This window comes from Komagataeibacter sp. FNDCR2 (genome assembly GCF_021295395.1).
Lineage (GTDB): Bacteria > Pseudomonadota > Alphaproteobacteria > Acetobacterales > Acetobacteraceae > Komagataeibacter.
The window spans coordinates 2,510,825-2,529,731 of the sequence record NZ_JAIWOU010000001.1 but is presented as its reverse complement, the minus strand read 5'-3'; the positions used below and the strand labels follow the sequence as shown (position 1 = coordinate 2,529,731).

15 protein-coding genes, 1 tRNA gene and 1 riboswitch are annotated in these 18,907 nt (G+C 66.0%); of the genes, 8 read left to right on the top strand and 8 right to left on the bottom strand.

What is annotated here, in order from left to right; genetic code table 11:
* Positions 1 to 9: 9 nt before the first annotated feature.
* The 4 genes from gcvP to LDL28_RS12040 are packed head-to-tail and all read right to left on the bottom strand — an operon-like array spanning position 10 to position 4,620.
* Positions 10 to 2,904, bottom strand: a complete 2,895-nt coding sequence (gcvP, locus tag LDL28_RS12055; protein WP_233058762.1) for an aminomethyl-transferring glycine dehydrogenase — start codon at positions 2,902 to 2,904, stop codon at positions 10 to 12.
* Positions 2,905 to 2,932: 28 nt separating this feature from the next.
* The gene (gcvH, locus tag LDL28_RS12050; RefSeq protein ID WP_233059292.1) at positions 2,933 to 3,298 is read right to left on the bottom strand and encodes a glycine cleavage system protein GcvH; all 366 of its coding nucleotides are present in this window, start codon (positions 3,296 to 3,298) and stop codon (positions 2,933 to 2,935) included.
* A gap of 45 nt (positions 3,299 to 3,343) precedes the next feature.
* Positions 3,344 to 4,477 carry a glycine cleavage system aminomethyltransferase GcvT gene (gcvT, locus tag LDL28_RS12045; protein WP_233058761.1) on the bottom strand — a complete coding sequence of 378 codons (1,134 nt, stop codon included), beginning with the start codon at positions 4,475 to 4,477 and terminating at the stop codon, positions 3,344 to 3,346.
* Positions 4,474 to 4,620 (bottom strand): hypothetical protein, encoded by a 147-nt coding sequence (locus tag LDL28_RS12040; protein ID WP_233058760.1) that lies wholly within the window; start codon positions 4,618 to 4,620, stop codon positions 4,474 to 4,476. Before LDL28_RS12040 ends, gcvT begins: the two co-directional genes overlap by 4 nt.
* 112 nt (positions 4,621 to 4,732) lie before the next feature.
* Positions 4,733 to 4,822, bottom strand: a riboswitch (glycine riboswitch).
* A gap of 122 nt (positions 4,823 to 4,944) precedes the next feature.
* Between LDL28_RS12040 and LDL28_RS12035 the strand changes: the two genes are divergently transcribed.
* A complete protein-coding gene (locus LDL28_RS12035; protein WP_233058759.1) occupies positions 4,945 to 5,256 on the top strand; it encodes a putative quinol monooxygenase in 312 nt (103 codons plus the stop codon).
* Positions 5,257 to 5,343: 87 nt separating this feature from the next.
* On the opposite strand, the gene speE is transcribed toward LDL28_RS12035, so the two are convergent.
* From speE to uvrA, 3 genes are all read right to left on the bottom strand, one after another.
* Positions 5,344 to 6,207, bottom strand: coding sequence for a polyamine aminopropyltransferase (gene speE, locus LDL28_RS12030; RefSeq protein ID WP_233058758.1), 864 nt, complete (start codon positions 6,205 to 6,207; stop codon positions 5,344 to 5,346).
* 124 nt (positions 6,208 to 6,331) lie between these two features.
* Positions 6,332 to 6,796, bottom strand: a complete 465-nt coding sequence (gene speD, locus LDL28_RS12025) for an adenosylmethionine decarboxylase (RefSeq protein WP_025813068.1) — start codon at positions 6,794 to 6,796, stop codon at positions 6,332 to 6,334.
* A 160-nt stretch (positions 6,797 to 6,956) separates the two neighbouring features.
* Positions 6,957 to 9,980: an excinuclease ABC subunit UvrA gene (uvrA, locus tag LDL28_RS12020; protein WP_233058757.1), complete on the bottom strand. Its 3,024-nt coding sequence runs from the start codon at positions 9,978 to 9,980 to the stop codon at positions 6,957 to 6,959.
* 264 nt (positions 9,981 to 10,244) lie between these two features.
* On the opposite strand from uvrA, the gene ssb reads away from it, so the two are divergent.
* The 7 genes from ssb (at position 10,245) to eda (ending at position 18,151) form a co-directional block, all read left to right on the top strand.
* Positions 10,245 to 10,796: a single-stranded DNA-binding protein gene (gene ssb / locus LDL28_RS12015; RefSeq protein WP_233058756.1), complete on the top strand. Its 552-nt coding sequence runs from the start codon at positions 10,245 to 10,247 to the stop codon at positions 10,794 to 10,796.
* 154 nt (positions 10,797 to 10,950) lie between these two features.
* Entirely contained in the window at positions 10,951 to 13,743 is a 2,793-nt protein-coding gene (gene gyrA / locus LDL28_RS12010; protein WP_233058755.1) for a DNA gyrase subunit A, read from the top strand.
* On the top strand, positions 13,736 to 14,248 hold the full coding sequence (coaD, locus tag LDL28_RS12005; RefSeq protein WP_233058754.1) for a pantetheine-phosphate adenylyltransferase: 513 nt from the start codon (positions 13,736 to 13,738) through the stop codon (positions 14,246 to 14,248). The genes gyrA and coaD overlap by 8 nt, the downstream gene beginning before the upstream one ends.
* 62 nt (positions 14,249 to 14,310) lie before the next feature.
* Entirely contained in the window at positions 14,311 to 14,802 is a 492-nt protein-coding gene (locus LDL28_RS12000) for a peptidylprolyl isomerase (RefSeq protein WP_233058753.1), read from the top strand.
* Positions 14,803 to 15,110: 308 nt separating this feature from the next.
* Positions 15,111 to 15,186, top strand: a tRNA-Lys gene (locus LDL28_RS11995).
* 466 nt (positions 15,187 to 15,652) lie between these two features.
* Positions 15,653 to 17,491, top strand: coding sequence for a phosphogluconate dehydratase (gene edd / locus LDL28_RS11990; protein ID WP_233058752.1), 1,839 nt, complete (start codon positions 15,653 to 15,655; stop codon positions 17,489 to 17,491).
* A 45-nt stretch (positions 17,492 to 17,536) separates the two neighbouring features.
* Positions 17,537 to 18,151, top strand: coding sequence for a bifunctional 4-hydroxy-2-oxoglutarate aldolase/2-dehydro-3-deoxy-phosphogluconate aldolase (gene eda, locus LDL28_RS11985; RefSeq protein ID WP_233058751.1), 615 nt, complete (start codon positions 17,537 to 17,539; stop codon positions 18,149 to 18,151).
* Positions 18,152 to 18,273: 122 nt separating this feature from the next.
* Here the strand turns inward: eda and alkB are convergent, their stop codons facing one another.
* The gene (gene alkB, locus LDL28_RS11980; protein ID WP_233059291.1) at positions 18,274 to 18,891 is read right to left on the bottom strand and encodes a DNA oxidative demethylase AlkB; all 618 of its coding nucleotides are present in this window, start codon (positions 18,889 to 18,891) and stop codon (positions 18,274 to 18,276) included.
* Positions 18,892 to 18,907 lie beyond the last annotated feature (16 nt).

Sequence of the window (18,907 nt, the reverse complement as noted above, 5' to 3'; positions counted from 1 at the left end):
AATCCGTTCCTAGTCCATGTAGCTTCCCGTATCGGGGCAGGAACACACCAGGTTACGGTCGCCATAGGCATTATCCAGCCGGTTGACGGGCGACCAGTATTTGCTCGCGGCCGCCACCGCGCCGGGCAGGCAGGCGGCGGCGCGGTCGTACGGGCGGTTCCACTCCGGGTCGGTCAGGTCGCGCACGGTATGCGGGGCGTGGCGCAGGGGGCTGTGTTCAATCGTCAGCTTTCCATCCGCCACGGCGCTGATTTCCGCGCGGATGGCGATCATCGCGTCACAGAAACGGTCCAGCTCCGCCCGGCTTTCGGATTCGGTCGGTTCGATCATGAACGTGCCCGCCACGGGAAAGCTGACCGTGGGCGCATGGAAACCATGGTCGATCAGGCGTTTGGCGATGTCATCCACCGTAACGCCGGTCTCATCCTTGAGCGGACGCAGGTCGATGATGCATTCATGCGCAACCCGCCCCTGCGCGCCCCGGTACAGCACTGGGTAATGCCCGGACAGGCGGGTCGCGATGTAGTTGGAATTCAGGATCGCGACCCCGGTCGCGCGCTTCAGCCCCGCATCACCCATCATGACCATGTACATCCATGAAATGGGCAGCACATCGGCCGAGCCGAACGGCGCGGCCGAAATGGCATTGGCCTCCCCCCGTTGCGGCGCGCCGGGCAGGTAGGGGGCCAGATGCGCGCCCACGCCAATCGGCCCCATGCCGGGACCACCCCCGCCATGGGGAATGCAGAAGGTCTTGTGCAGGTTGAAATGGCTGACATCACCGCCATACACACCCGGCTGCGCCAGTCCCACCTGCGCGTTCAGGTTCGCGCCATCCACATAGACCTGACCACCCGCCGCATGCACCTGATCACAGATCTCGCGCACGTTTTCCTCAAACACCCCATGGGTGGAGGGATAGGTGATCATGATGGCGGCCAGTTGGTCCGCATGTTGCGCGATCCTTGCCTTCAGGTCCGCGATATCGACATTGCCCTGCCCGTCGCACGCCACCACCACGACCCGCATGCCCGCCATCTGGGCGGAGGCGGGGTTGGTCCCATGGGCAGATGCCGGGATCAGGCATACGTCACGCCCCGCGTCACCACGGGCATGGTGGTAGCCGCGAATGGCCATGAGCCCCGCGAATTCGCCCTGCGCGCCGGAATTGGGCTGGAGCGACACCGCGCTGTAGCCACTGATCTGGCACAGCATGCGCTCAAGGTCGGTGAACAGGCGCGCGTAACCCCGCATCTGATCGGCCGGGGCGAAGGGATGGATATTGCAGAATTCCGGCCAGGTGATGGGCAGCATTTCCGCCGTGGCGTTCAGCTTCATGGTGCATGAGCCAAGCGGGATCATGGAACGGTCAAGCGCGAGATCACGGTCCGCCAGACGGCGCAGGTAGCGCAGCATGTCGGTTTCCGAGCGGCAGGCGGAGAAGATCGGCTGGGTCAGGAATTCACCCCCGCGCGCAAGACCCGCCGGGATGGTGTCGCCCACCGCGCCCAGACCGGCTTCGATCTCCGCCACCGGCCCGCCGTCCCCGCCCACGCTGCGCCATACGGCGCGCACGGTCCCGGGGGTTGAGGTTTCATCAAGGCTGAGAGCGATATGGGCGTCATCCACGCGGCGCAGGTTCATGCCCGCATCCAGCGCGCGGGCGATGACCGCATCGGTCTGTGCGCCGGTTTTCACCTTCAGCGTGTCAAAGAACGCCTGCGTGACGACCGTGCAGCCCAGCGCGCGCAGCCCCGCCGCCGCGATGGCGGTCAGGCGGTGGATGCGCCCGGCAATGGCCCTAAGCCCCGCCGGCCCATGATACAGCGCATACATGGACGAGATGATGGCGGGCAGCGCCTGCGCCGTGCAGATGTTGGATGTCGCCTTTTCACGGCGGATGTGCTGTTCGCGCGTCTGGAGCGCCAGACGGTAGGCGGGCTTGCCGCGCGCATCGATGGACACACCCACGATCCGCCCCGGAATGTTCCGGCGCAACGCGTCACGCACCGCCATGTAGGCCGCGTGCGGGCCACCGGCCCCCATCGGCATGCCATAACGCTGCATGGTTCCCACCGCGATGTCCGCCCCCAGCGCGCCGGGGCTTTCCACCAGCATGAGCGCCATCGGGTCCGCGCAGACCGCGGCGATGGCGCCCGCCGCATGCAGGCCCTCGATCCACGGGCGCGGGTCGCGCAGTTCACCAGTCGAGCCGGGATACTGGAACAGCGCGCCGAACACCGCCTGGGGGTCCAGATCGGTTGCGGGATCGCCCAGCACGAGCTGCCAGCCCATCGGCTCGGCACGGGTGCGCAGCACGGCGATGGTCTGCGGGTGGCAGTCGGCATCGACAAAAAAGGCCGTGGCCCTGCTCTTGGCCACGCGGCGGGCCATGGCCATGGCCTCGGCCGCCGCCGTGCCTTCATCCAGCAGGGACGCATTGGCCACGTCCAGACCGGTCAGTTCGATGACCAGCGTCTGGAAATTGAGCAGTGCTTCGAGACGACCCTGGCTGATTTCGGGCTGGTAGGGGGTATAGGCCGTGTACCAGGCCGGGTTTTCCAGCACGTTGCGCTGGATCACACCGGGCAGGAACGTATCGTAATAGCCTTGGCCGATCAGCGATGTCAGGACCCGGTTTTCCGCCGCGATGGCGCGCAGGCGGGCCAGCGCCACGGGCTCGGACACGCCTGCGCCCAGACCCATCCCGCCATGGAGGCGGATGCTGTCCGGCACGGTCTGCGCCATCAGGCTGTCAAGCGTGTCAGCCCCCACCACGCGCAGCATCCCGGCCACGTCTTGCGCGTCCGGGCCGACATGCCGGGCGCAGAACGCACCGGTGTCATCGCCCAGACCATGCCACAGGGAAGAAGAACCGCAGGAGGGAGACGTCACGGCCAGCATACTCCGTCAGATGAAAGGGGGGATGAGATCAGCCAACCAGCGCGGCGTAGGCGGCGGCGTCCAGCAGGCCGTCAAGCTGGGCGGGGTCGGCCATGTTCATGCGCACGATCCAGCCTTCCCCCTCCGGGTCGCGGTTGACGAGGGAGGCGTCATCGGTCAGCGCATCGTTGAACGACAGCACATCCCCCGTGATCGGGGCATAGATGTCCGATGCCGCCTTGACCGATTCCACGACGGCCACGCTGTCACCCTGCTCGACGGTGGTGCCGGGGTCGCGCGCCTCGGCAAAGACCAGTTCGCCCAGTTCGTTCGCCGCATGGGGCGTGATGCCGATCACCGCGACATTGCCCTCAACGCGCAGCCATTCATGCTCTTTCGTGTAATAGACCGTCATGCTCATGCTCCATTGATCTGGAAGTTCTGTGAAAATACGCGGGACCTAGCGGCGGAATGTCGGCGCGACAAAAGGCAGCGCCGTAACCTGCACCGGCAGCAGCCGCCCGCGCACCGCGGCGAAAAGACGCGTGCCGGGGGCTGACAGGTCATTCGCCACGTAACCCATGGCCACGGGGGCATTGACGCTGGGGCCGAACGCGCCGGAGGTGACGCGGCCCGCCGGGGTGGCGCCTGCCGCATCGGCAAACAGTTCGGCGCCGCCGCGCACCGGCGCGCGCCCTTCGGCACGCAGGCCCACGCGGCGGCGCGACGCGCCATCGGCCAACTGGTCCGCCACGATCTTCGCCCCCGGATAGCCACCCGCGCGCGCGCCGCCGGGCCTGCGGCTTTTCTGGATGGACCATTCCAGCGCGGCCTCGACCGGCGTGGTGGTCAGGTCGATATCGGTTCCGTACAGGCACAGCCCGGCTTCAAGCCGCAGGCTGTCACGCGCGCCCAGACCGGCGGGGGCCACGCCCGGCTGCGCCAGCAGGGCGCGCGCCACCGTAAGCGCATCCCCGTCCGCCATGCCGATTTCATATCCGTCCTCACCCGTATAGCCGGAGCGCGAAACGATGCAGGGCACGCCCGCCAGGTCCATCTCCGCCACATCCATGAAGCGCATCCCGGCCGCCGCCGGGTTCAGGCTGGCCAGCGCCGCCTCCGCCGCAGGCCCCTGCACGGCAAGCAGCGCGCGCGTGGACAGCATCTCGACCGTGCAGGTATCGCCCAGAGCTTTATGCACATGCGCGAAATCCGCCGCCTTGCACGCCGCGTTGACCACCAGCAGCAGCCACTCCCCCATATTCGTGACCATGAGATCGTCGCTGATGCCGCCATCGGGCGTCATGAACAGGGCGTAACGCTGGCGGCCGGGGCGCAGCGCCACGAGATCGGCGGGCACCAGTGCTTCCAGCGCGCGAGCGGCGTCCGCCACCTGCCCGGAATGGGGGCGGATCCGCACCTGCCCCATATGGGAGACATCGAACAGCCCGGCCTGCCCACGGGTATGCAGGTGTTCGGCCATGACGCCCGCGGGATACTGCACCGGCATTTCGTAACCGGCGAACGGCACCATGCGGGCACCGAGTTCAAGATGAAGATCGTAAAGCGGGGTGCGCAGCAGGGGCTGGTTCATGCGGGCTGGGCCTTGTGCATATCCGCATGCGCGCGGGCCCGCCCACGCGCGCATGCGGGCAGGGCGGCACGATACGCGCCAGCGGAACGGAAAATGGAAAACGGGGAACGGGCGGGAACACGGGCGGGCAACGGGATGGACATGGCGGCACTCCTGTCGAATCCGGGTGGATTCTACGTGCCCCTTCTGTCGCATGTGCCTGAGATCGCTATCCCGTCGGCGGGTATCCACCAGGGGATACCTCTTTCCAGAAGTCTCGGCCGACCGGTCCTTTGGCCTGAGAGTTTCCGGGGCGGTTGCTCCTTCGGCGCCGGCGCATGGCCGGTCTCTCCCGTGTCGACAGCACTGACTTGACATGACAGGATGCGCCAAGTCAATCCATGAAAATCGGCATGATACGGGTGGCCACCACCTGCGCGCCCATGCGTATATCGTGGAACCGAGACATGAATAAGGAGAGCCCGGCCATGACCACAAGCCCGTTGACCATCGTGGCGGAATTCGACGTTCCCGCCGAAAGCCGCGCGCGGTTTCTCGAACTCTGCGCCTATGACAGCGAACGCTCGGTCGCGGATGAGAAGGGTTGCCTGCGCTTTGAGGCCGTAACCCCCCTCGATGACCCGCGGACCGTCATCCTGCTTGAGGTCTATGACGATGAAGCCGCCTTCGAGACCCATCTCGCCACGCCGCATTTCAAGGTCTTCGCCGATGGGGTGAAGGAACTTGGTGTAAAGGAAATCAGCGTGCGCAAGGCCGCGCGCCATGCGCCAAGGGCCTGAACGGGCCCTTATGCCGCCTTTTTTTCAAAAAAGGCGGCACCCGGAAACGTCCATCCCCCAGGGAAAACCCGGGGGGACGCGATCCGTTCAGCGCGGCAGGTTCTTCGCGATATAGGGCGGCAGGATGAAGGAGGCGGCATGCATCTCCGGCGTCCAGTAACGGCAGTCCGCGCCGATCCCGGCCTTTTGCGCGCGCGCGCGGATCACATCGGCTGAATGCTGGCCCGGAACGGCGCCCTTGGCCGCGACACCCAGCGTCATGAACCCGCCCACATAGGTCGGCACCGCCGCCACATAGGCCGAGACATGGGCGAAGAACTGCGCCCGCCGCGCGCTGGTGTCCCGCAGTTCATCGGCCTGCATGAACGGCACGCCGCACTGGTTCACGATAATGCCGTTGGCGCTGAGGATACGCGCGCAGTGTCTGTAGAACGAATCGGTAAACAGCACCTCGCCCACGCCGATCGGGTCGGTGCTGTCCACGATGATGACGTCAAACGCGCCATCGGCGGCGTTGGTGACGTATTCGATCCCGTCGCCCACGATCACCTCGGCGCGCGGATCGGTCCAGGCATCACCCGCGATGGAGGGCAGGAACGTCTTGGACAGCTCGATCACGTCGCCATCGATCTCGACCATCACGGCCTTTTCCACCGTGCCGTGCTCAAGCACGCGGCGCAGCACCCCGCCGTCACCCGCGCCGATGATCAGCACGCGCTTCGCATCACCATGTTCCAGCAGGGGAACGTGGGTCAGCATTTCCTGATAGACGAACTCATCCCGCTCGGTGATCTGGACCACGCCGTCAAGCATCAGGACGCGGCCGAGATCGACATTCTCGAACACGACGATATCCTGAAACGCGCTTTTTGTCCGCGCCAGCAGCCGGTCCACACGCAGTTCCTGCCGCCAGCCTTCGTACAGGCCCTCGCTGATCCACTCACGGGACATTGCGGTTCCCCTTCCGTCCTAATCAATACACATGAAAAAGCACGGGCCGGACATGCATCCGGCCCGATACCTGATTTTTGCTGAAGGCAGGCCGGGCATGGCAAGACCACCCCGGCCCCAGGCGCTAGAGCGAGACGCGCCCACGGCGCTGCTCGTCCACCTCGATCCGGCCGGCCTGGAACAGGCGCTGCATGACCGGAATGGCAAGGTGCGGATCGCACGCCCCACACATGAAAATATCCACGGCGGCGAAATTCCGCTCGGGCCATGTGTGGATGGAGATGTGGCTTTCCGCCAGGACCACCACGCCCGACACGCCGCCATTGGGCGTGAAGTGGTGGAAGTGGCTGTGCAGGATCGTGGCCCCGGCCGTTACGGCGGCCTCGCACAGGGTACGGTCGATCTGCTCCGGATCGTCTAGATTCCGGGCGTCCCAAAGATCAACAAGAAGGTGCGTTCCCGCAAACTTCATTCCGTCTTTCTCGACGAAATAGTCCTTCCGGTCGTCCTCGGACGAAAACGGCGCTGAAGAAATCTGGTTATCGCTCGGGTGTTCCGAGACCATCCCCAGTTGAGCAAGTGCGTTCATCACGTACCCCAAAACCAGTAGATAGCCTGTTGGGCAAGATTGCCCCCTTGGGCCAAGAGAGGCGCTGATAGGGCCAGCCGATGGTGCGATGCAAGTGTTTTTCGCACCATCGGCCCGGTTTTTTTATCTCCACCGCCCCATCCATGGCGCGGAGCCGGGCTTACTTTGCCGTTTTGCGCCCGGCTTTTGCCGGTTTTGCCTTCTTTTTTACATTCTCGGGCGCTTTGGCCAGTGTGGCTTTTTTGCCGCGCCCCTTTGTGGCGGGCGGCGGCGCGACCGGCGCCTCCGGCCTGTCACCCAGCAGGGGCTTGAGGAATCGCCCGGTATGGCTGGCGGCGCAGGCCGCGATCTGTTCGGGCGTGCCGCTGGCCACGATCCGGCCGCCCCCGTCACCGCCCTCCGGGCCCATGTCGATCACCCAGTCGGCTGTCTTGATGACTTCGAGGTTATGCTCGATCACCACCACCGTATTGCCCTGATCGACCAGCGCGTGCAGCACTTCGAGCAGCTTGCGCACATCTTCCGTATGCAGGCCGGTGGTCGGTTCATCAAGGATGTAGAGCGTGCGCCCCGTGGCCCTGCGCGCCAGTTCCTTGGACAGCTTGACGCGCTGCGCCTCCCCCCCCGAAAGCGTGGTGGCCTGCTGGCCCAGGGCGACGTAGCCCAGCCCCACCTTCTGCAATATGGCCAGCCGGTCATGGATGCGTGGCACGGCGGAGAAATAGGGCAGCGCCTCATCCACCGACATGGCCAGCACATCGGCAATGGACTTGCCCCGGAATTTCACCTCCAGCGTCTCGCGGTTGTAGCGCGCGCCCTTGCAGGTATCGCAGGTGACGAACACGTCGGGCAGGAAGTGCATCTCGATCTTGAGCACGCCGTCGCCCTGGCAGGCCTCGCACCGCCCGCCCTTGACGTTGAAGGAGAAGCGGCCCGCCTTGTAGCCGCGCGCCTTGCTTTCAGGCAGTTCGGCAAACCAGTCACGGATCGGGCCGAACAGGTCGGTATAGGTGGCCGGGTTCGAGCGCGGCGTGCGCCCGATGGGGGACTGGTCGATGTCGATGATCTTGTCGAGCTGGTCCAGCCCGTCGATGGCTTCATAGGGGGCCGGGTTCTGGCCCGATCCCATCAGCCGCCGCGACAGGGCCTTGTACAGCGTATCGATCACCAGCGTGGACTTGCCGCCGCCGGACACGCCGGTCACGCATGTAAACGTGCCCAGCGGGAAATGCGCCGTCACGTCCTTGAGGTTGTTGCCCGTGGCCCCGCGCAGCACCAGTTCGCGCCCTTCGGCCGCCGTGCGGCGCCGGGCGGGCACGGGAATGCACCGGCGGCCCGACAGGTAATCCCCCGTCAGGCTGGCGGGGTTGGCCGCGACTTCCGCCGGGGTGCCCGCAGCCACGATATGGCCGCCATTCACCCCGGCCCCCGGCCCCATGTCGATCAGCCAGTCGGCGGCACGGATCGCATCCTCGTCATGCTCGACCACGATGAGCGTGTTGCCCAGTTTCTTGAGCCGGTCCAGCGTGCCCAGCAGGCGCTCGTTATCGCGCTGGTGCAGGCCGATGGAGGGTTCATCCAGCACGTACAGCACCCCGGTCAGCCCGGAGCCGATCTGGCTGGCCAGCCGGATGCGCTGGCTCTCCCCGCCCGAAAGCGTGGCCGAGCCGCGTGAAAGTGTCAGGTAATCCAGCCCCACATCATCCAGAAAACGCAGGCGGTCGAGGATTTCGCGCAATATGCGGTGCGCGATCTCGGCGCGCTGGGGCGTGAGCGTGGCCTCCACCGTGCCGAACCATTCCAGCGCCCGGCTGATCGGCATATCCGACGCCTGCGCGATGTTCATGCCCGCTACCCGCACGGACAGGGCCTCGGGCCGCAGGCGCGCGCCGTCACAGACATGGCAGGGCTTTTCGGACTGGTAGCGCGACAGTTCCTCACGCACCCATGCGCTGTCGGTCTCCGCCATGCGGCGGCGCAGGTTGGTCACGACGCCCTCGAATGGCTTGGTCAGGCTGTAGCTGCGCCGTTCATCACGGTAAGTGAACTCGATCGGGTCTTTCCCGCCCTCAAGGATCACATCGCGCACGCCTTCGGGCAGGTCTTCCCACGGGGTCTCCATCGACACCCCGTAATGCGCGGCGATGGCGGCCAGGGTCTGGGTGTAGTACGGGCTCTGGCTGTTGCGCCACGGGGCGATCGCCCCCGCGCCGAGCGAGAGCGATTCGTCGGGCACGATCAGGCGGGGATCGAAGAATGTTTCCTGCCCGATTCCGTCACAGGCGGGGCAGGCCCCCTGCGGCGCGTTGAAGGAGAACAGGCGGGGCTCGACCTCCTCCAGCGTGAAACCGCTGACGGGGCAGGCGAAGCGGGAGGAGAAGACCGTGCGCGGGGGTTCGCTGCCCTCGGGCGCGTTCTTCACCACCTCCTCGGCATAGACCAGCCCGTCGGACAGGCCGAGCGCGGTCTCGAAACTGTCGGCCAGGCGGCTTTCGATTCCTTCCTTCACCACCACGCGGTCCACCACGGCCTCCACCGTGTGGCGCAGGCGGCGGTTGAGATCCGGCACCTCCTCGATGGTGTACAGCGTGCCGTCCACCTTGACGCGCGTGAAGCCCTTGCGCTGGAGTTCCGCCAGTTCCTTCCTGCACTCGCCCTTGCGGTCGCGCAGCACCGGGGCCAGCAGCATGAGGCGCGTGCCCTCCGCCATGGCCATGACACGGTCCACCATCTGGCTGATCGTCTGCGCCTCGATCGGCAGGCCGGTGGCGGGGGAATAGGGTACGCCCGCGCGCGCCCAGAGCAGGCGCATGTAGTCATGCACCTCCGTCACCGTGCCGACGGTGGAGCGGGGATTCTTGGATGTGGTCTTCTGCTCGATGGAAATGGCGGGGGACAGGCCCTCGATCGAATCGACATCGGGCTTGCCCATGAGCTCAAGGAACTGCCGCGCATAGGCCGAGAGGCTTTCCACGTAACGGCGCTGCCCCTCGGCATAGATGGTGTCGAAGGCGAGCGAGGACTTGCCCGACCCCGAAAGCCCGGTCATGACCGTCAGCGCGTCACGGGGAATGTCGACATCCACGTTTTTCAGGTTATGCGCCCGCGCGCCGCGCACGCGGATTGACTGCTGGCTGACATGCTGGCCCGCCGGAACCCGCGCCGGGCGTGAAGAAATGCTCATGAACTCTCCCTGTTCCGCTCCCCGCGGGGAACCGGATGCCGCCCGGCATCGCATGCCGGCTGGTCCCATATCTGGCTTCCCCCGCCCGCCGCGACAAGGCCCGTGGGCCATACCCCGCGCGCGCACTCGCAATGAGCGGGAGTTTCCTGTAGGATCGCCGCGCATATTCCGCGACGGTCGCCAGCAGGCGGCCCGGGCGGCTCCCGGCAGGGGCTCCGGCCCGTATCTGCCGGTCCCGATACTCGAACTGCAGCAGGACAGCATATGGCGGGCAGCGTCAACAAGGTCATTCTCGTGGGCAATCTGGGCAAGGACCCGGAGGTCCGCACCAGCCAGAACGGGGCGAAGATCGTCTCGCTCACACTGGCGACCAGCGACACATGGAATGACCGCGCATCGGGCGAACGCCGCGAGCGGACCGAATGGCACCGGGTGGTCATATTCAACGAACGCATCGGCGACGTGGCCGAGCGCTTCCTGCGCAAGGGCCGCAAGGTCTATCTGGAAGGCTCGCTCCAGACCCGCAAATGGACCGACCAGAGCGGGCAGGACCGTTACACGACCGAAGTGGTGGTGGACCGCTTCCGTGGCGACCTGGTGCTGCTGGACAGCAACCGTGGCGGCGAAGGCGGCGGCGATGACGCGGGCGGCGGTTACGGCGGCGGAAGCTATGGCGGCGGTGGCGGTGGCTATAGCGCGCCAGCCCGCAGCCAGCCCCAGCGGAACAACGACCGCCCGGCGGGTGGCGGCGGTGGCGGTGGTGGCTGGGACGCGCCCGCCGGCGGCAGCGACCTGGATGATGAAATCCCGTTCTAGGCCCCGCGCGGCGCTTCGCGCCGGGCCGCTGGCCATGCTATATGCACGCAGGGACATGATGGCCGCCGCGCGGTGGGCCATGCCTGCCTTCTGTCCCGCCCTTGCGCCCGCGCGGCCGCGACGGGCGGGATAACCCTGACATGACGGAACTGCCTTGACCGAGATACCCGACGATCCCCTGCCCCCGTCCGCCATGCTGCCGGTCACGATCGAGGAGGAAATGCGTTCCTCCTATCTGGCCTATGCGATGTCCGTCATCGTCAGCCGCGCCCTGCCGGACGTGCGTGACGGGCTGAAGCCGGTCCATCGCCGCATCCTGTATTCCATGCGCGAAAGCGGGTTCACCCACGACAAGCCCTATCGCAAGTCGGCCCGCGCGGTCGGTGACGTGATGGGTAAGTACCACCCGCATGGCGACTCCTCCATCTACGACGCCATGGTGCGTATGGCGCAGTCATGGTCGATGCGGGTGAAACTGATCGACGGGCAGGGCAATTTCGGCTCGGTGGATGGCGATTCCCCCGCCGCCATGCGTTATACCGAAGCCCGCCTGGCCAAGGCCGCGTCCTTCCTGCTGGACGACATCGACCGCGATACGGTCGATTTCCAGCCCAACTACGATGAAAGCGAGCAGGAACCCCAGATCCTGCCCGCCGCCTTCCCCAACCTGCTGGTCAACGGCGCCTCGGGCATCGCCGTCGGCATGGCCACCAACATCCCGCCGCACAACCCCGGTGAGATCATCGACGCCACGCTGGCGCTGATCGCGCGCCCGGACATGACGCTGGACGACCTGCTGGACTACGTGCCCGGCCCGGACTTTCCCACCGGCGGCACCATCCTTGGCCGCGCGGGCATCCGCAGCGCGTTCGAGACGGGGCGCGGCTCGGTCATCATCCGCGCCAAGGCCGAGATCGAGGAGATCCGCAAGGACCGCAAGGCCATCATCGTCACCGAAATCCCGTACCAGGTGAACAAGGCCACGCTGCAGGAGCGCATCGCGGATCTGGTGCGCACCAAGCAGGTCGAAGGCATTTCCGACATCCGTGACGAGAGCGACCGTTCGGGCATGCGCATCGTCATCGAGATCAAGCGCGAGGCCACGCCGGAAGTGGTGCTGAACCAGCTCTACCGCTTCACGCAGCTCCAGACCTCGTTCGGCGTGAACATGCTGGCGCTCGATGGTGGCCAGCCGCGCCTCATGGGGCTGAAGGACGTGCTGGAGGCGTTCATCCGCTTCCGTGAGGAAGTCATCCTGCGCCGCGCGCGCTTTGACCTGAACAAGGCGCGTGACCGGGCGCACCTGCTGGTGGGCCTGGTCATCGCGGTGGCCAATATCGACGCGGTGATCGCCCTGATCCGCGCGGCCCCGGACACGGCCGCCGCGCGCGCTGCACTCATGGCGCGGGCATGGGACGCAGCCGACGTGGCCCCGCTGCTGGAACTGATCCATGACGAAGGCAACGTCATCGTCGATGGCACGGTCCACCTGACGGAGGCACAGGCGCGCGGCATCCTTGAGCTGCGCCTGCAACGCCTGACCGGGCTGGAGCGCGACAAGATCCAGCAGGAACTCTCCGAAGTCGCGGTCCGCATCAACGACCTGCTGGACATCATCGCCAGCCGCCCGCGCCGCATGGAGGTCATGTGCACGGAACTGGCCACCATCCGCGCCGAACTGGCCACCCCGCGCGCGACCGACATCGCGGATTACGCGGGCGACCAGACCGATGAAAGCCTGATCGAGCCGGGGCAGATGGTTGTCACCATCACGCGTGAAGGCTTCATCAAGCGTACGCCGCTGGACATCTTCCGCGCGCAGAACCGGGGCGGGCGTGGCCGCACGGCGGCGGGCCGCCGGGGCGACGACATCATCGTGCGTTCCTTCAACGCGCATACGCACCAGTGGGTGCTGTTCTTCTCCTCGGGCGGGAAGGCGTATCGGGAAAAGGTGTGGCGCCTGCCCGAGGCCAGCCCCACCGCCAAGGGCCGCGCGCTGGTCAACCTGCTGCCCGACCTGGGCAGCGACACGATCACCGCCGTACTGCCCCTGCCGCAGGATGAAGAGCTGTGGGAGAACCTGCACCTTGTCTTCGCCACGGCATCGGGCAGCGTGCGCCGCAACCGGCTGAGCGATTTCCGCAACATCCGCTCATCGGGCCTGATCGCGATGAAGCTTGATGACAATGACCGGCTGATCGGCGTCGCCACCTGCCGCGAGGGGCAGGACGTGTTCCTAGGCACGCGCAACGCGCGCTGCATCCGCTTCCAGATCACGGACGATACGCTGCGTGTCTTTGCCGGGCGCGGCAGTTCGGGCGTGCGCGGCATCAAGCTGGCGGAAGGCGACAGCGTGAACAGCCTGTGCGTGCTGAACCACGTCGAGGCATCGGTGGAGGAACGCGCCGCCTACCTGCGCATGGCCAACGCCCGCCGCCGCGCCGAAGCCGCCGCCGGTGAGGAGGACGCCGAGGAGGTCATGGCGCATGACGACAGCGAAACCGCCGAAGACCTGCCCCTGTCCCCCGAACGCTTCACTGAACTGGAAGCGGCGGAGGAAGTGCTGCTCATCGTCAGCAACGCGGGCTTTGGCCGCCGGTCCTCCGCCTATGACTACCGGGTGAGCGGACGCGGCGGGCAGGGCATCAACAACATGACCTTCTCCGCCAACAAGCGCGGCAACGCCGTGGTGGCGACGCTGCCGGTACTGGACGGCACGGATGTCATGCTGGTGACGGATGCGGGCCGCCTGATCCGCCTGCCCATAGACCAGGTGCGCGTCATGTCGCGCCAGGCCAGCGGCGTGACCCTGTTCCGCCTGAACGATACCGAGGAAGTCACCAGCGTCTTCCCCGTCATGGATGACGGTGATGAGGAAGGGGAGGATGACGCCCCGACCGACGGTGACAGCACCCCACCCGTGGCCGATGCGCGACAGGATGACTGAGGCCCCGGCTTCGCGTACCGGCTTCTATCCCGGCACGTTCGATCCCGTCACCAGCGGGCATATGGATATTATCGAACGTGCGGCGGGACTGATGGACCGGCTGGTGGTCGGCGTGGCGGAAAACCGCGACAAGCACCCCCTCCTCCCGCTGGAGGAGCGGCTTTTGTGCCTGCGCACCGATATCGCCCCCCTCAATGCCGGGCGCGCCACGCCCATTACCGTGGTGGGTTTTACCGGGCTGGTGGTGCATGCGGCGCGTACGCATGGGGCGCATGCAATCATTCGCGGGCTGCGGGCGGTTGCGGATTTCGAATACGAGAACCAGATGTTTGGTATGAACCAGCATCTCGCGCCCGACATTGACACGGTGTTCCTTATGGCGCGGGAGGGGCACCAGTACATCTCCTCCCGGCTGGTGAAGGAAATAGCCCGGCTGGATGGGGACATTTCCGCCTTCGTCCCACCCTTTACGCGCAGGCACATCCTCACCCGCCTGCGCGGCTGACAGAGGCCGGGTCGCAGGCGTGGCCCGGCTTTCCCACATCTTCATTTACGAAACGGATCACGATGTCTGCTACAGAAAACAAGTCCGACCTGATCAACGTCGAACTCAAGACAGGGCCGGTGGTGATCCGCCTGCGCCCCGATATCGCCCCGCTTGCGGCCGAGCGTATCCGCACGCTGGCGGCGGAAGGTTTTTACGACAACACCCCCTTCCACCGCGTGATCCATGGCTTCATGGCGCAGGGCGGCGACCCGACGGGCACCGGCACGTCGGGCAGCAAGCTGCCGGACCTGAAGGCCGAGTTCACGCGGGAGGCGAAGTTCGAGCGCGGCACGGTGGGCATGGCCCGCACCATGAACCCGGACAGCGCCAACAGCCAGTTCTTCATCATGTTTGAGCCTTCCCCGCATCTCGATGGCCAGTACACCATCGTGGGGCAGGTGATCGAAGGCATGGACCATATCGACCAGATCAAGCGCGGCGCGGGCCAGAGCGGCATGGTGCAGGATCCTGACCGCATCATCCGCATGCGTCCCGCCGACGCCGAAGGCTGATCCGGCCCACCGGGCCATCCACGCCCGGTGAACCGCCGCCAGCCGGAGCGACCACTTTTGGCGGCTGGCGGTGAAAAACACGCGCTGGCGGGGGGCGAACAGCCCCCGGCGGCGTGGCCGGAGTGGCCATTACCCGCCGGATTGACGGAAGCTGGCCCGTACAGTCACGCGCAACGGTATTTTCCCTGTTCACGCCGCCCGTTGGCGGACATGCACAGGTTGACACCCCCGCCCAGGATGTTTAGAGACCTGCGCAAGGCAGCTTATCGCGGTTTTTACCGTGTATCCGCCTGCCACGCAGGCGCTGTGAGCCGGTAGCTCAGTCGGTAGAGCATTCGACTTTTAATCGAATGGTCGTGGGTTCGAATCCCACCCGGCTCACCATTCCCTGCCCCCTTCCCCTTTCCGGATCGTGTCATGGCCCGCTGCCGGGCCTGTCGTTTCGCGCGCCCATGCGGATCAATACGCATGTTCGCTCCAGCGGGCGGGAACGAACGGGAGATTAAGCCTCAATATACTGAAATATAACGGTTTTATAGAAGCCATGCCTGTCCCGTCATGGCATGGGCGTGATGCGGCCTGCCCGAAAGGCAACATTTTCACCGGGCCAGATGTTCGCTTTCAGACCCTGTTTCATTCGCTTTCATAATTAAGTTGTCATTTTATGATGTATTTTATAATTTTATGTCTTGATCTAGGGGTGTTTTTTAAAATAGATGACCTCATGCTACGCGGCCATGGGATATTCGCACATTCCGGTCGCTTTCAAACCCGCTATCGTTGCTGGTGCAATGGATGGCGAACCTGCCCATGCATGCGCGGGCAGGTCCATCAATGTCTGTGAGTATCCATGAGCCTGCACCCTGTCCTGACCGCCGTGACCGAACGGGTCATCGCCCGTTCGGCTGGCACCCGCCGCGCCTATCTGGATCTGATCGCGCGTGAGCGTGAGAACGGCATAAGCCGCCCCCGCCTGGCCTGTGGCAACCTGGCCCATGCCATTGCCGCGGCGGGAGATGACAAATCGGGCCTGCGCGCGGCGCAGGGCATGAATGTGGGCATCATCACGTCGTATAACGACATGCTTTCCGCCCATCAGCCCTATGGCCGCTACCCCGAACAGATCAAGCTGTTCGCGCGTGAGGTGGGGGGCACCGCGCAGGTGGCCGGTGGCACGCCCGCCATGTGCGATGGCGTGACGCAGGGCCTGCCGGGCATGGAAATCTCGCTGTTCAGCCGCGATGTCATCGCCCTTTCGACGGCGGTGGGGCTGAGCCATGGCATGTATGAAGGGGTCGCGATGCTGGGCATCTGCGACAAGATCGTTCCCGGCCTGCTGATCGGCGCGCTGCGCTTTGGCCACCTGCCCGCCATCCTGATCCCCTCCGGCCCCATGCCATCGGGCCTGCCCAACAGCGAGAAGCAGCGCATTCGCCAGCTTTATGCCGAAGGCAAGGTGGGCAAGGACCGCCTGATGGATGCGGAATCGGGATCCTATCACGCCGCCGGCACCTGCACCTTCTACGGCACGGCCAACACCAACCAGATGCTCATGGAGGTCATGGGGCTGCACCTGCCCGGTTCGTCCTTCGTGCCGCCCAACACCAGGCTGCGGCAGGAACTGACCCGCGCCGCCATCCACCGCCTGAGCGAGATCGGCGCGCGTGGCAATGATTACCGCCCGCTGGGCCTGTGCGTGGATGAACGCGCCATTGTCAACGCGGCTGTCGGGCTGCTGGCCACGGGCGGGTCCACCAACCTCGCCATCCACCTGCCCGCCATCGCGCGGGCGGCGGGAATCGTGATCGACTGGAGCGATCTGGACCGGCTTTCCTCCATCGTGCCGCAGCTTACCCGCGTCTATCCCAACGGGTCGGAAGATGTGAACGCCTTCCACGCGGTGGGCGGCATGCCCAGCCTGATCGGCTCCCTGCTGGATGCGGGCCTGCTGCATCCCGATATCCTGAGCGTGGCGAACGGGGGCTTTGCCGCCTACCGCACCACGCCGCGCATGCGCGATGACACGCTGGTATGGGAAGAGGCCGGTCCCTCGACCGATGAGAGCATCCTGCGCGCGCCCGCCAACCCCTTCCGCGCCGATGGCGGCATGCGGCTGATGGAGGGCAACCTGGGGCGTGGCATTTACAAGACCAGCTCCGTCGCCCCCGAACGCTGGACGATCGAGGCCCCGGCGGCGGTTTTCGACCATCAGGAAGACGTGCTGCGCGCCTTCCGTGACGGGAAACTGGACCGTGATGTGGTCGTCGTGGTGCGCTTCCAGGGGCCGGCGGCCAACGGCATGCCCGAACTGCACAAGCTGACCCCCACGCTTGCCGTATTGCAGGACCGGGGGCACAAGGTCGCCCTTGTGACCGATGGCCGCATGTCGGGCGCCAGCGGCAAGGTGCCCGCCGCCATCCATATCGGGCCGGAAGCCTATGTCGGCGGCCCGCTGTCGCTGCTGCGCGATGGGGACATGGTGCGCGTCTGCGCCCGCACGGGCCGCATTGAAATGCTGGTGCCCGAAGCGCAATGGAGCGACCGCACGCCCGCACGCCCCCCCGCGCCGCAGTCCGGCACCGGGCGGGAACTGTTCGCGCTCATGCGCGGGAACGTGGACAGCCCCGAACGCGGGGCGTCCGCCATCCTTGCCTCCATGGACCGCATGGCCGCACAAGAGAACGCGTAAGCGCGGCCTGTCCGGTCGCGAACCGATATGAAAGGAGGCCAGCCCATGGCCCAGATTCAGGACATCATGACAATCGCCCCGGTTATTCCGGTTCTGGTCATTCACGACCCCGCGCAGGCGCGCCCCATAGCGGAAGCGCTGGTGGCCGGTGGCCTGCGCGCGCTGGAGGTGACGCTGCGCACCGAATGCGCGCTGGAGGTGATTGCGGAAATGGCCAAGGTGGAAGGGGCCGTTGTCGGTGCCGGAACCGTGCTGAATGGCGATGACCTGAAAAGCGCGGTCGATGTGGGCGCGCGCTTTATTGTCAGCCCCGGCCTGACGACGGGCGTGGTGCAGGCCGCGCGCGCCGCCGAAGTGCCGCTGCTGCCCGGCACGGCGAACGCCAGCGACATCATGCGCGGGCTCGACCTTGGGCTGACACATTTCAAGTTCTTTCCCGCCACGGCGGCGGGCGGCATCCCCGCGCTCAAGGCGCTGTCCGCCCCGTTCGGTCAGGTACGCTTCTGCCCCACCGGCGGCATCAAGCAGGAAACGGCGCCCGAGTGGCTGGCCCTGCCCTCCGTGCTGTGCGTGGGTGGATCATGGCTGGTCCCGGCTGGCACGCCGGATCAGGCCGCGATTACCCAGCGCGCCCGGCAGGCCGCGGCCCTGAAGGGCTGACAGGACATTCCGTAAATCCTCAAAAAGGTTTTGGGTGACGCTTTTTTCAAAAGGCTTCAGGGAACGCCGCCTTTTGGAAAAAAGGCGGCACCCAAAAACTTTTATTGTGTTCCATCAAATGCTTACAACGTGCGCCGGAATGTAAGATTATAGCGGCACGAACCCGTCACCGCATGCGCGCCCGCGCGCAGCGGGGCAATGCCGTGAAAGACGTAACGCGACGCCCCGCCCCATATCACCACATCCCCATGCAGCAGGGGGATGCGTCGTAACGGGTCCGTACGCCGTACCCCACCCCACTGGAAAATGGCGGGCAGGCCGAAGGATACGGAGACCACCGGCGCGTCGGAGCGTTCGTCACGGTCCTGATGCAGCCCCATGCGCGCGCCGGGCCTGTAGCCGTTGATCAGGCACGAATCGGGTTCAAACCCGTCATACCCCGCCGCCCGCGCGGCAGTGATGGCCAGCCCCCGCCATGTTTCGGGCATGGCGGGCCATGGCTGGCCCGTACGCGGGTCCACCGCCACGTAACGATAGCCGCGCGCATCGCTGCACCAGCCCCGCGCGCCACAGCAGGTCATGGCGACGGACATCACGCCACCGCCCGGTGTCGTCATGCGCCGGAAGGGCGCGAGACAGGCGATCCGCCGTATCTCCGCGATCATCCGCGCCGCATGGGCCGTCGCATGGCCGCGCAGGATCACGGCTCCGTCATCAAGCCATTCGGGGCGCATGGCCATGGGCGGGCATGGATCA